The following is a 14,336-nucleotide window of genomic DNA, read 5'->3' as shown; positions in this document are numbered from 1 at the left end:
AAGTCGCCCTGGGGGTTTTTGCCCATGGAGAACAGTATTATTCAACACTCCCATTAAGAGTCGTTCTTCACAACGACAGCCCGATTGCGCTTGAATTCTCTCAGCAACTCACTTGGGTTGCGGTTCCGGTTCCCATCCTTTTGCTCGCAAACACTGGTCAACTTCTTGTTGTGCCGACTGCTCAGCCGAATGAGTGATGAACCCTTGGCTGACCCCTGGTTTTCCCATTTGACCACTGGGGATGACCGGGCCGGTGGGCGACATCAGGATGTGACTGCGGCACTCAACTCTATCAGCCTCAAAATCCGCTTCCGTGGCACCGGCCTTGACATACTTCACTTCCATGCATCCATGGAGGAAAAGACTTCCAACGCAAACCACAAGCCATGTTCTCATCATGAGACACCCTCTTTTGCTAAATGGAGTTGATTGAAAAAGCGGCCGCGATATGGCCTTTATGGAATAGACGGGATATACTCGTCAACCTTAAATATCGAAAAAATTGAGGATACCGTGATTCACACCTTTCCGCAAATACAACGGCTGACGGTTCTCTTGTGCGTGCTGTTCAGCTTGTCCGGATGTGCACAAAAAATGGAAGCTTTGAAATTTTCCGGTTTTTTAACCGATTACGCCAGCCTTCGTCCTTCCCCTGATGACAGTGGTGCCTGGAGTTATCGGAAGCCGGGTGTCAATTTCAAAGAATACACCACCATCATGCTGGATCCCCTGGTGATCTTTCCCAGCCAACATTCTGAGTATGGTGGTCTTGACGGGTTAACAGCCTGGAGATTGGCTCTGGCTTTCCAGGAAAGCATGAGCCGGGCGCTGGCCGGAGGATATGTGATCGTGAAGGATCCCGGTCCAGGGGTCCTGCGCCTTCGCACGGCCCTGACGGATGTGCTGTTGGAACGCCCGGCGTTGGCATCGTCGGTCCCGCTGCTTCCCCTCGCCAACGATTTCCTGATCCAGGCTTCCGAAAAGATTTCCGGCATGAATGCCCTGGAGGGAGAGGCGGCCATTGAGGCCGAAATATTGGATACTCAGAGCCATGAACGACTGGTTGCCTATGTTGAAAAGCGAATAAGCTCAGAGGTCCTCCTGACGCGCGAAAAGGATTCCCTGGGACCCGTGCTGGAAATATTTGACTATTGGGCGAACAAACTTCGACAACGTTTAGACGAGGAACGCGGGATACGCGAATATCAGAAAAACATTCAGTAAGCCTCCCTCCAGTTTCCCCATCACAATAACAACAACAGCTAACGGGCTAAGAACACAGTCTCCCCCGATCACGGTGGCGGGGATAAAATCAACGGTGTCCTGGACCGCCCTTGTTCCTCTCTGGCTTTCAGCCGGATCTTCTTCTCAACCTGGAGCTGTTTTTTCCTGTCTATATGGGAATGGTCTTCATCTTTGAAAACATGATGATCCCCTCGCCACGTCTTACCTGTTTTCCAGACGATTATAGTCAAGCAGACCTGCTTCAATAGGGGCCTCGTTCTGATAGGCAGCCTGTATGGCATCACTATGCATCCAGAAATCAGGATCACTCCGTCTGACACCAAAACGATTGAGCAGGGCTTGATAATCCTCCTCACTCCCGAGATGTTCCACGGCGCTGACAAACTCTTCCAGCGTGGATTCCTCGACCTGGTAAAACGCGTTGGGATAGGCGCCCAAAAACCCTCGCACCACGGTAACGGTATCTTCTTCCGGCAAACGCCGTTCCTGTTCAAAGAGGAGATGGGACACATTGCTCAGACCGTTATCATGGATGAGTGTCACCACCTGAGCATTGGACCCGCCAATTGATAAGATGGCATTTTGCGGCAACCAGGACACGGCTTTTCCTTGGAGATGCGATAACTTTTTCAACTGTTGACGAACGTGGCTATTGCCGAACTTCTCTATCGCATACGGCGCATGCAAGACCGGCGCGAGGCGTTCGCGCACCAACCCGATCAATTCTAATTTATGATCTGCCGTGCGATACTCAATCCCTGTCTGCCGATTGATGCTATTGAAATACCCCGCACCGAAATCCTCGATCTTTTCCCCGGCGTCCCGATACCAGTACTTCCATTCTTTGGTTCGCGTACGTTCCGGGAGCAGGGTGAGAAAATCAAGCTCCCCCTCCATTCGCAAAAAATCCATATACAGGCGGGAATTTAACTGATGACCGATATTCCCATAAATGTCATACCCTGCAACCAGCAAGTAATGAATGCGCTCAAGCAGGGAATACCCGAGCAACACCAGCGTCTTGGGCTCGTCGCCAACAAAACCCTTGACGACGGTCGCATTATCCTCGTGTCGAAACACGGTGAGCGCCGCATTGTCATTCTGACCATCGCCATCCCAAATCAGGTCGAGTGAAATGTCTTCCGGTGTCGATAGATGTTGTTGGATAAACTCGATTTTGCCGGACACATAGTTCTTTTCTAATTGAGAATACTTCAGCCAGGTCCCGAGGGGTGTCGCGTTGCTCTGCTCGACTGTAGGCATCCGAAGATTCTTCTCTTCTTTTTCAAGGAATTGGGCCACATGGGCCAGGGTCGGGCCGTCGGGGTTTGCAAAGACGATCCAGAATCGCTCATTAATCACATTGAGCGCCACCTGTCCTCGACAGACAGGCCCCTTGATGAAATTCATCAGGGTAAACCGGGCTTCATCGAGCAGGAACTGATACCGGGATTTCACCGGAATCAATTTGAAGGTTTCAAAAGGGTTGGCCGACTCCTCCGGGTCATAAGACGGTAGGGCTTGCACCTCGTAGGCCGGCTCTAAAAAGAGGGTGTGATACCGGGACATTCGCGCGGTATTGAGCACATACGGCATGTGGGTTTTGGACAAAATCGTGTCCCGAACCGGCTCAAAGCGATAAAAGATACGATCCACTTTCGGGTCATCGTAAGGCCGTCTGGTGGCAATGAGATGAATGGCTTCACCAGGAGGGGTGGTGGATCGTACGAGACGAAAGAACTGCTTGGGGGCGAGGTCATCAAAATACAGATGGGCCAGGAAGAGATGCTCGTAGAGATACCGGCTCATTAATCGTTCTTTCGGTGTCTCGCCATTCAAAAACGTTTCCCACTCCGAGATGTTGGAAAGGACACCCGCTCTCACCGGGGCTGGTGCTTCATCGGCCGCGCCCTCCTCTAACCACGTCATCAACGTGGCATGTTCCTGTTCGCCTAAACCGGGTAAACCATAGGGCATCCCCCATAAGGGATTGTCGCCGGCGAAAGAGTCAAACTCCGGCATCGTCGGGCAGGATTGAGCGCGCTCGATGCCAAAATCAAAACTGGGTGGGAGCGGGCTGACTGTGGGAAGCGGGTGCTGCCGCTTCAGGAGTAACATCTTCGCCATCAGGCTCGCTTGGAGATTGGCCTCTTTTGTCTGCACCCGTTCGTTTAATACCGGGAAAAACTGTTTCTCCCGCCATCCGGAAGGTGAATGCGCATCGACAAAAAGCCGGGTTGGTTCCATGGCCAATAATCGAGCGGGGTTATACACCAGTTCTTTATTGGCACCGCGTTCAATCCCTTCATGGGCACTGAGATTGAGTTGACACGGGGCATCGTAACATCCATGGCACACGATACATCGGGCCTCAAGAATCGGTTTCACATCCTGTCGATAGCTGACTGTTGGTACCCCGCTTGGGTTCGTCAGCCGGTTTTGCGGCGAGGAAGACCCGAATTGGTGATCCAGCTGTATCCCGGCAAAGATGGCACAACCACCAACGATGATCGTGAGAAGCAGGAGGAAAATAATGCGGGCGTATGGTCGATCTGTCATCGTCTCTCCTCAGGTTGGATTCTCACTTATTCAAGTCCGTTTTTTTTCACGGTCCTATTCACGACTCCCACTATATCCAAGGGATAGCGAACAAGGCTAACTTTCTTCCCTCCATGCCCCCTTTTCAATGGACCGATTTCACAGAAAAAACGAACACATCTTCAAACGTGAGCCGGGAACCAACTGGCATGTTTACTCACATTCGACTCAGACTTCTTTCAACGCAGCGTTTCTTTTTTCCTGATTTGTGCAGAATGTTTTGTGCGGCATGAGCCATCCCGGCTCTGGTTTGGGTACAGCGTGCGTCTGAGGAAGACTTGCTGAATAACCGTTTGACCGGCGCAGGCGTTGGTGAACAGGCTCCTAAAGTGCTCCTCTGTTAGTACATCGGACGGAAAGGAATCTTTGGAGCGAGGGAATGTTTATCGGCTACAGAGCAGAAAATGCTTGCGCCGCTTCTCGAACCCTTCACCCGATGCCAACGCGAACAATCAGAGTCATTCGTTCCCTCATATGGTCATGATCGCAATGCATGAGGAAGGGATCACTCACGGATCTGATCCTCCATTTGATCATCTGATAAATTATAGAGGGCTTGCAGGACAAGGATGTTGACCATCAACAGGGCCTCAAAGGGAGGCCGCCCACCATTCTGCGGCTTGGAGCGGCGAAGGATGCCTTACAAGATTCCGCGAAAGTCCTTCTGGGGAGCATGGGCGGCGAGCAGGACTGAGGGAGCCCCCTTTGAACTCAGGCATCGTAACAAATGACGAGATCACAAAAACTGAGTTGGCTGGGTGTCGGCATGAGCAATCCTCCTTAGGTGGGCAGTATCGCAGATGACGCTAAGCTATAGCAGGGTTTTTTAGAAATGCCCTAAGGACAGACACGATGGGATTCACAGAGTTCTCGGGCATGAAGAAGGAGAATGCGTCGAACTTCCTGGATGGTATGGGTATTCGATTGACAGGAATGGCCGGAACGAACCACGAATTCAGATGCCATTCCCTCCAGATGAGCACTCTGATAGGCCACGACACCATCGTTCCCTTCCTCTACGGGTCCGTCACCTTCCACAGCAATAATTGAGTGGCCGGAAACTCCGGGAGCCAGTGGAGTCACGGGCAGGATTTTCATGAGCGGGCTTCCCGGTTCCATCGCCGACACACTTCCCAAATTCATCCCTTGTAAATCCAATTTGAGCGTATCCAATTTGAGAGTCATCAGATCGGTGATTCCCGACATCACCCGACCGGGCAGTTTCACGAATTTGGCCAATTGATGCGCACCCCAACTTCCAGCCACGTAACTCCCATGCTGGGGTGTGGCAATAAACACCAGGCGGTTCACAAATGGCAGGGATTCAATAAACAGACTTCGTTGCAGTAAGTCACGGGTCTGGTCGGAAAGCTTCATGCCCTCCAGTGGTTGGTGGCTTATTTCATCCCAAAAGGTATTTCCGGAATCGACAGCCGTGAGTTTGGTCAACAGGCCGCCCTGACTATGTCCAATGATCACCATGGCCTGGAGAGCAGGATCCTGATATTTCCGTTGCAGTTGGTCCACAGTCTTTTGCAGGATTTCTCGAAACAATGCCGCTGAGTACAGAATGGGATTTCCTGTGTCATAGGAGAAAAACCAGAATTGAAATTGATTTCGTATTGAAGGGTCGACGATTAAATCATTGGTCATGTCAGCCCACCTTCCAGAGCCGGAGGCAGTCCCATGAACAAAGACGACCGGAATACGACCGGGTCTATACGGTTCCAGGGCAATCAATTCTCCTGAGCCACCCGCCAGGGAATCTCCCATGAAAAACCCCTTCAGTTCCCGTGCCCAGACCGGGGCTTCGGCCAAACTGGCGGCCAGGGAGGAGGTAAACTCAATTTCCAACGGCACAACCCTTCCCTGGATAGTGACCGTCTTCTGATCATAGGCGTTATACAGCTCCCAGTCTCCCTGAATAGCCCCCTTCTTCAGTTGTTCCAGAAGATGGGGAAGCCTCATGAACGCTGTCACGGGCATCTTGCCCTTGGATATCTGCAACCCTTCCTCCTGACCTAACGGGATTTGATCGGCCGCTAACGGGACCCCGATTCCAGCTTGACGATACCGGTTTTGTAATCCACGGACCTCCAACTCTGCGACGGGAATGAAGTTCGTGAGTTGCCGGTTTTCCCACCGGAGGTGATTGTCGGGCAACTCCACCTGTAACGTTCCGAAAGGAAGGGTATAGGTGCCGGATTCCAGATTCATGACGAACCGATCCTTTGAAATAAATCCTGACGTCAGGCTCCGATTGTACAAATCGGCCGCAATCCGCCCACGGGGATCTAACGGGTCTGGGAGACGTAACGAATCTTCGGGAAACAAATACGCATAGGCATACAAGGCTGCCGCCAGATAATAGGAAGGTTGGTTCGTTTTTCTTGCATAGAGAAAAGACAATTCCGCCAGTGCGAACGCGAGGGGGGCTTTCCGTTGCTCTTCGGCGAGAAGGAAATGATGCAACGTGTTCAACGCACTGCGGGGATCATCAAAATAGGCGTCAGTCAGATCTGTGACACGGAGTACGTTATCGGAATAGGGGCTCGTCGTTCCTGTCGATAGGACGTTTCTGGTTAATTGGTGACGAACGGTTTCCGGATCGACACGGGACACCCCGACCGGCGTCTGACAACCGGTCATCATGACAGCGGTGAAGATGACGAAAAACCAGAAGCCCTTAGGTTCGGTACCCGTCATTACTTGTCCATTCTTTTCAGAAAATTGGGTTAAAACTGACTACGGTTAATCCCGAATCCAATTTTTCCGGATTGGCTCAACCGTTTACACCTTTGGACGACCGACTCACTCCTCCATTCCCGGAGGAGCAAGTCGGCCCAGTCTGCGAGAAACCGAGGAACTGAACCTGTACCATCCTTGCAGAGGCACAAATCAAAACACTTTCTAGGAGCCTCGACTAATCCATCAATGGAATATTGGCCGCGAGATCAAACTTGATCGCAGCCCGGATCTTGTTCTCCATTTGCAGATAGCGAGCCACTTTATGAGCCGGAAGGACGGTGCTAAGCTTTTCGGCATATTCCCTCCGCATTTTGACTTCCGCTCCCTCAGTTTTGATTGATTCGTTGATGAGATCCTTGGCCACTTTATCAGGCACTGACCCTTTATTGTAGGCTTCCGCATATTCGTTGATCAGTCCGCCCAAATGCTGATTTAACTGTTCGAGTTCTTTTTGATAGCCCTCGTAGAGTGGCCAGAAATCCTTGGATTCTTTGTCCGTCAAATCCATATTGCTGGCGATGAGCAGCTTTTTATCGGCTTTGACCTTATCGATCAAAATTTGCATATTGGTGATTTGTGCATTCTCCGCGAAAACTGGAGTCACACACATGATGGTGGCGACGACGGCAAACATGATGAACTGCTTCATAACGCTAATACTCCTTGGAGGTAGGTAGATGATAAATGGCTAGGCGGGAGAACGCTGCTTTCTCACATCTTCGCCTGGATTTGCGGAAGGCAGCGTAGCAAAGGTCAGAATTAAAGTAAACGCTGAAGAAAAGGAGATTCAACCGGTCCGCGGGAACTGTTGGAACTGAAATGGCGCAAGGGCTGCGAATCAACAATCAACTAGAGTCCTGTTTGCGGATATCAGAGAGGAAGAGGACGGGCACGGATGCGGCCGGAAAAATCAGCAGATTGATCGGCTTGCCATGCCCTTTCATTGACGTGGGAACGACGCTGCAATTCTTCAAAGGAAATGTTGGTGTCCAATTTTCTCTGCTCGTGGAGATAGGCAGGGGTGAATCCACTGAGTAGAATCTTCCAGGAAAATGGCACATGGCCGGGATTCAAACGCGCATGCATCCAGATGACATTCGTGCAGTTGGCGGTAAGGGTATTATAGAACTTCGGCCGTTCGCGGAGTTCGTTGATGGTATTCATATACTCCAGAAAAACCCGTTTGGCGTTTTCAGGTGATCCGGCCAACCGATACAGATACACGTCTTCGGGTGGATCTTTTCGATAATTCGTCCTGACCCGGATCAGATCCCGTTCGTCGGCGACAATATAGATCAGCTCGTACTGTTTAAAAAATCCTCTGATTGACGAATAGCCTTCCGTGGCTTCCTTCCTGGCCTCGATGGAAATGGCCAAGTGGTCATCGCCAAATCCGAACGTGAGAAAAATATGCGCAATCATCGGACCCATCCAATAGGCGGCGACAATGTCCGCGGAATCCAGTTTGCTGAGATCATAGGTACGATCGTAATAGGCCGTCGTAAAATCCGTTTCGGTACGGTAGTCAAAGTTCCGAATGTTGTGGACGGTGATGAGATTTTCATCGAAAATAGCATATGGAAGCACTGCCACTTCCGGTTGCCACACGCGATCATTGGACGGTTCGATCATGCTCCACCACACAAAGAGCACGAAAAAGAGGCTGAGATAGGATCCAGTGGCTATCCATCGACCTCGCCTGGTGCAATAGCCGGCCAACGCCGCCAGGGTGGCGACACCAAAGCATGAAGCCAGGAGCGTCCGGAGCATGTCATGTTCCGGCCCGTCAAAATATAACGCGAAGGTGCCCCAGACACCCATTCCAAAAATCAGGAACGCTCCCAGGAAAAGACCGGCATACCTTGCTATCTGTCGCAGGGGAATTCCTTTATGAACGCGGGTCAGAATTGAGGTGTACTTTCTCTTGCTTTTGGCGAAACAGACAACACAATAAGCATGCCAGTCGCGAATAAAGCAAAAGATTCAGAAATGCTGACATACTAGCAAAACCACAAACGACAATCTGGATGTCTTCAAGAGTGTTCAGAATCTGAATCTGAAAGATGCCTGCGCCGGTTTCGGGAGACATTCTGGTGCAGGGGACAGCATACGAGAAAAAGTGAAGCTCCCCGTCCAAAGAACGCGATTTCCAAAACCCTTCTCATTCGACCCGCTCAAAACCAAAGTCCTCCTCACTCCCGCGAAACGCCTGTTCCTGAAGTCATCAGATCTCCTCCCCCAACGGTCCCCGCCTCCGGTATTTTGGGGCCAGGACCAGATGGTCGTTCATGTCGTTAATCGCATGGTTCTTTCGTTTAACTGACATGCGCCGGCCGTCAAACTGCGGTATCACCTTAAGGGCACAGCCTTTGCTGAATCCCCCGGAACGTCACCATCCCGTTCAACAAAAGCGAACAAGTGGACCTCAATTTTTGGCGGGAGGCCCAAGAGTCAAAAATTAAATTCGGTTTTTACCATGTGAACCGGAAAAATCCTCCGTTATAGTCAGGGGCATTGAGAGAGGGAGGAAGCCGGAGCGGCCGGTCACGATTCACATGTATGTCTTTCGGAAGGCCCCCTTGGGGAATGACTCCTTCTAACGCTTGGAAGCTATGCATCTCGACGCCAAATTGGATACCCGGTAACTTCCCTGGATCTTTGAGAGAAAAATTTGGACCGTGCTTCCATTGAAGGTCGTATTTGGGGGTCATCTGCTGAGGAAGCGGAACGGCGAACAATCTTTTTTCCCATCTTTGGGGATCACGCAGGACGGCAGTGCTCTTTTCCCTGAGATCAGCCCTGGGACCCAATTCCCTTCCGCTCAACACGTTCCCGGCGACCAACATCGCTTCTGAATTCGAAGGTATCCCTAGGCACGACCACACCATCAAATAAAGGGTGAGAGACAGTAGGATTGTATTGGAAACATCCGTTCTGGCTATTGGGTTCATGGTGTCACTCCTTTCTTGATTTTACACGTTCCCCATTATTTTCACCAAGGGGGGATCACGCTGCATCGACTATATCTGGGGAAATAGGTTCTCAATCGCCATTGTCCGCCACTTCGCGTTTCATTGACCTGATTGCTATCCTCCAGGAATCCTCCACGACCTTGAGGATGTTCTTTCATCATTTTGTTTTTACCATTCACTTGAATAGTCCAATTTTGACTCTCAGTCATCCTGGCCAAAAATAGTTCTCTCTACGCAATACCGGTTCCACGGGACTCTTGAGGAAAAATTTCCTTGAGTATGCGTTTCCTGGTTTGTTCCCAATTCAATTCCTGAAAAAATGGATGCCAGCCAAATCCATCCAATAACGCATGAATGTTTGCCCACAACGCCTTTCTCGGGTCTAAAATTCCCAGGGCAAGCAGATTCACTTCTGAAAACATCAACACATACGCCCCAAAGATTCCCGTCCACAAGCCGAAGGTCACCTCCTCGATGGTCACCCCCTTCCGGAGTTGGACGTGGCCCTCTTCCACAGCGTCCCGTAAAACTCCGAAGACAAGCCCGATATTTTCCTGTTCGGCCTTTTCCAGGTTTTTTTGGAAAACCGGAGAAGCCTTTCCCCTTATGGATTCATTCTGGAGCAGTAATTTTGATTTAAAATGATCCGGATTAAGCCGGATGAATAAATCGTATCCTAAAACCATGGCAGCGACTCGTTCCCTGGGAGTGCCCAGAAACTGGGAACCTCTGACGAGAAACGTGCCACATTTTTTTGCGGACTGGATGAGCATTTCCACTAAAATTTCTTCTTTACAGGAAAAATGCTGATAGATCGTTCCCTTTGAGTATTCCGTGATTTCCGCAATTCGATCCATGTTGAGATCGAAATAGCCAAACTCCAACAACAGGGTTCTGGCCGTGTTGACGATCAGGGTTTCCCGTTGGGCGTAATCTCGTTTTTTTCTTTCTGAGGTGGCCATTCATTACGTATAGCACAAAAAACGACGTTACGTCAAAAAATGACGTATTGCACTGTACTTGAAGAATTTTCACGCGAAATTTACATGAGTAATTCAGTGCATAGATGGAGGAAATAGATTCGGAACTGATCTGTGCGATTCGGGTTGTCGTTTATGGGGAGGCATTTGGGATAGGAAAAGGGCGCTGCCGGGGATCCATGGTCATGAAGTGCAGGTGCTTTTTCATTTATTCAATTTGATCGCCCGCCACGAAGACAGCCCCCCCGAACGGAGCGCCTTTGTTCGGATGAAGGGCACGACGATGCACTGACTACCGTCCAATGCCGAACGCTGCTATCCATTCCTGGACATTGTGGAGATTGAAAGAACCCGGGGTCTTACCGGGTGAATTTTCCTTTGTGGTCGCTAGAAACCTGCTGCGACCTGCTGCATCGGGAAGAAGACGAAGTTCGCAATGGTGACTCTCTCTGGATATTGGGGAATGCTGAATCGGGTAATAATAACTCACGCCCCGGACCTTTCACCTTTGCTTTGTTATTTAAGTCGGAAGTCGTCACGACCAGAGAAAATTACATTGAAACTGGCGGCCGACCGTTTTGAAGGATAATTTTTCCGCTGACTTTGGGAAAAGAGTTTGAAAGAGAGCCTTCTTCCTCACGCTGGTTTCCTTGCTCTCTTTAGGAAGCCCAGGAAGGATTCATTGATGATAGAGGAAAGGGAGTCATGGTTTCTGATGGGATACTGAAGGTGAAGGGTCGTCTTCTGTTTTTATTCCAAGCAATCTCAGTCCAGGGTCCAGCCCAAGAAAATGGTGAAATCCGTCATTTTCTTATCATCGGCCGGATGAAAGTTGTACCGCAAGTTATAGAAAAAATCATGGAAAGGTCTTTATCAATAATCACAGTAATGCCTTGAATAGCATTGATACGGGCGGCCATCATCCCCCGATTTCCCGGGTTCCAATTTGGCTATGCCGGAGCTTGAGGTCTCCCTTGAATAATTCCAGACTCCAGCGGGTCACCCAGGAGAAACCGCCGGTGACCGTATCCGGCTCCGTGCTAAAAATTTGATAGATGAGAGGAGGACCCGCGGCGATCGTTAAGAAATTACTTCTGGAATCCAGGAGATCGTACCCGGCTTCGAAAACGGAGGTATTCCGGAATAAATTATTGGAAAGGTATCCCAACTTTGAGCAAATATTGGCGGAAATATCGCACCCTTAGAAAAACATAGTCCCACCCGGCATTGAATGTTCGATTATTCGCAGTAAGATGGGCATCTGCCTTTCCACGATTCTCCTGACTGTCAAAATTGATCCAATGCCAACCTTTTGGATAGTGAGGGTTCTGGAACCCTTCACCGTGTTGGTGGTCGTGTTTCCGGACGTAAAGCTACCCACGGAACTGAACGTTCCTCTGTAAGATAGGTCAAACGGGTTGATCGATTTGACATTTTCCTGTTGAACCGGCTACTCCGGTTCCGGACGAAACAGGATAAGGCGATCTCCTGCCCGGACACCCACTTCCTCAGGAAAAACAGCCCCTTCATGAAAAGGCACCTATAGAGGTTTTTCGGAAGTGACCCCTTTGATAATCCTTCCAGTCGATCTTGAGGAGGTCGGCATAATCCGTATCGACTGCCAGAACGGTGTCTTCCATAGAGATAATCGTGCCGGATAGACGATCCTCGTTTCTCAGTTGAATGCCATCCGAGGCCCAAACCTGAGTGGTGCAGCAAAAAGCAGGACACGCCCCGCGAGGATCATACCGGTCCACACAGCGGCCTCGCGCAATTGAACTCGAAAATGAATCATCCGGAAAGATTTCACAAAAAATGGCTCAGAATTCCACGCTTTGCCTATGCGTATAAGGGCGTACCGATTCAACTCTCCTAGTTTGGATGAAAAGAACATTGCAAACATAATCTCTTGGAGATGAAAATGATGCTCAAGCGAACCTTGGAACACTGATACAAAGAGATAATAGTAGGTGCCAATCCTGTTCGGAATTTCCCAGGCCCAGCTTCGAGAGATGCCAAAATGGTTAGGGAAAATTCCTTTCTTATTTACCGACAACATGGCTTGCATCGATTGAATGCTTCAGGTGGACCGGACGCCCGAAACCAAGACCGAGGCGATTGACATGGCAGTTGACCGGGGAATCTAAAAATAGGATGATGCGCTCCTCGATGAACCGCTGATCACTTGGAAAATCGGTGTTCTATATTCCTTCCTCTGAAAACTCGACAGCCTGCAGGAAGCAACTCCACCCCCACCACTTCATCATAGGAGATTCACAATGAAGTCTTGTATCCGTATTTTCTCATGTCTGTTCGTACTGGTCATCGTTGCCGGATGCGCCTCAACCAAGTCCACCAATCAGCCTGAGGCCGTAGGCGAAAAGCTTCCTCGGCCCGGTCACATCTGGGTGCACGACTTTGCCGCCACGCCCGCCGAGATTCCGGCCGACTCCGCGCTCGCCGGGCAGCATGCCGATCACCCAACGCCCCAAACCCCTGAGGAGATCGAGACCGGCCGTAAGGTAGGCGCCGAACTTGCGTCGGACTTAGTCGAGGAGATCCGCGGCATGGGAATGCCGGGAGTGCGGGTTTCAAGTGGCACAAAACCCGAGATCAACGACATTGTGATCCGGGGCTATCTCCTTTCGTTCGACGAGGGAGATGCCACCAAACGGGTCGCAGTGGGATTTGGCTCAGGGGGATCCGAATTGAGTGTCGCGGCCGAAGGCTTCCAGGTGACGGCTCAGGGGCTACGAAAACTCGGATCCGGCACCTCACAGTCCGGCGGAAGCAAAACCCCTGGCAGCGCAGTGGGGATAGCCGGCTTGATTGCCACCGGAAACCCGGTGGGCCTCATCGTTGGGACCGGGGCGAAAGCGTATGGGGAATATAGCGGCAGCAGTAAGATTGAGGGCCGAGCCAAGGCGACGGCCAAGGAAATCGCGGACAAACTCAGACCGAGATTCCAGCAACAGGGGTGGATTAAGTAAACAAACCGGATCAGACCGAATCTGTTTCCGCCAGGCCAAGCCCCTCTCTGAAGGAGCCGTATCACCCAAAAAGCCGTCCACATGGTTGCGCCTGAGGAAAGCCGCAACGCGGGCAGCCATGGGTATCCGAATTGATCATCAGTGTCGTTGTCACGAATGCGCCTCACTCGCGACTCACCCACGACCGCAGCAGGCTTACGGACAGCAATTGCCCTCTTCAATCAAGAGAATGATCATATTGGTCGGGATCGCATCCAGAGCGTTGGTCAAAAACCGGCAGAGACGTGATGGCCACCTGTCACAATTCCTCCTAGAAACAATGCCTGGGGACATAGAGGGGAAATGCCTGAAAGTCATGTTTGGAGACTTGAGCCCGTCAAGTTAACCCGCTGGTCTCCAAGAAAAGTTCAACTCACGTGTGCCTATGCGAAAAAAAAGGAATTGAAGCGAAATCTTGCTCCGTTTGCCCATAGAGCCATGAACGTGCTCGCTCAGCAAGCTGAGGGTACCCTGTGAAGTTGTTATGAATGAGGAAGGACAGCCTCTCACCAAATCGATGGGTAAATTGGGAAGGAAACATGGTCCACCAGGAATTTTGTGTCGAATGATGGCAAGAAATAGGGAGAAAGATTATTGTATAATACTCTTCTAAAAAAGAACCATTTACATCGCGAAGAATATTTTTGCCGAGGATATGAAATTTAAAAAAAGCGATCAAGATTTTTCTGGATCGTATGGGTGCAACATCAAGAGTCCATAAATGAAAAACAAGAGGGAGTCATGACAAAGCCTTGGCCAGGCAG

The 14,336-nt window shown here is 50.5% G+C and carries 9 protein-coding genes and 1 pseudogene; 3 read left to right on the top strand and 7 right to left on the bottom strand.

Annotated elements, in window-relative coordinates; genetic code table 11:
* Both AAH187_RS12765 and AAH187_RS12760 read left to right on the top strand, forming a co-directional pair.
* Window positions 1-197: hypothetical protein (locus AAH187_RS12765; RefSeq protein ID WP_342348846.1), on the top strand; the 197-nt coding region annotated here is incomplete at its 5' end.
* Between the two features lie 316 nt (window positions 198-513).
* Window positions 514-1,224 carry a DUF3313 domain-containing protein gene (locus tag AAH187_RS12760; RefSeq protein ID WP_342348845.1) on the top strand — a complete coding sequence of 237 codons (711 nt, stop codon included), beginning with the start codon at window positions 514-516 and terminating at the stop codon, window positions 1,222-1,224.
* A gap of 222 nt (window positions 1,225-1,446) precedes the next feature.
* Here AAH187_RS12760 and AAH187_RS12755 read toward each other — a convergent pair whose 3' ends face one another.
* From AAH187_RS12755 to AAH187_RS12725, 7 genes and pseudogenes are all read right to left on the bottom strand, one after another.
* Window positions 1,447-3,804: a fatty acid cis/trans isomerase gene (locus AAH187_RS12755; RefSeq protein ID WP_342348844.1), complete on the bottom strand. Its 2,358-nt coding sequence runs from the start codon at window positions 3,802-3,804 to the stop codon at window positions 1,447-1,449.
* 547 nt (window positions 3,805-4,351) lie between these two features.
* Window positions 4,352-4,453 (bottom strand): annotated as a pseudogene (locus AAH187_RS12750) (transposase); the annotation flags it as partial.
* 227 nt (window positions 4,454-4,680) lie between these two features.
* A complete protein-coding gene (locus AAH187_RS12745; RefSeq protein WP_342348843.1) occupies window positions 4,681-6,549 on the bottom strand; it encodes a hypothetical protein in 1,869 nt (622 codons plus the stop codon).
* Window positions 6,550-6,766: 217 nt separating this feature from the next.
* Complete coding sequence (locus AAH187_RS12740; protein ID WP_342348842.1) at window positions 6,767-7,240, bottom strand: hypothetical protein; 474 nt, start codon at window positions 7,238-7,240, stop codon at window positions 6,767-6,769.
* Between the two features lie 221 nt (window positions 7,241-7,461).
* Window positions 7,462-8,412: a DUF4105 domain-containing protein gene (locus AAH187_RS12735; RefSeq protein WP_342348841.1), complete on the bottom strand. Its 951-nt coding sequence runs from the start codon at window positions 8,410-8,412 to the stop codon at window positions 7,462-7,464.
* A 650-nt stretch (window positions 8,413-9,062) separates the two neighbouring features.
* Window positions 9,063-9,542 (bottom strand): hypothetical protein, encoded by a 480-nt coding sequence (locus tag AAH187_RS12730; RefSeq protein WP_342348840.1) that lies wholly within the window; start codon window positions 9,540-9,542, stop codon window positions 9,063-9,065.
* Window positions 9,543-9,793: 251 nt separating this feature from the next.
* A complete protein-coding gene (locus AAH187_RS12725) occupies window positions 9,794-10,525 on the bottom strand; it encodes a TetR/AcrR family transcriptional regulator (protein WP_342348839.1) in 732 nt (243 codons plus the stop codon).
* A 2,297-nt stretch (window positions 10,526-12,822) separates the two neighbouring features.
* Here AAH187_RS12725 and AAH187_RS12720 point away from each other — a divergent pair.
* A complete protein-coding gene (locus AAH187_RS12720; RefSeq protein ID WP_342348838.1) occupies window positions 12,823-13,533 on the top strand; it encodes a DUF4410 domain-containing protein in 711 nt (236 codons plus the stop codon).
* Window positions 13,534-14,336: the final 803 nt, after the last annotated feature.

Source organism: uncultured Nitrospira sp., from assembly GCA_902500695.1.
Lineage (GTDB): Bacteria > Nitrospirota > Nitrospiria > Nitrospirales > UBA8639 > Nitrospira_E.
This window is presented reverse-complemented; position numbering and strand designations above follow the sequence as displayed.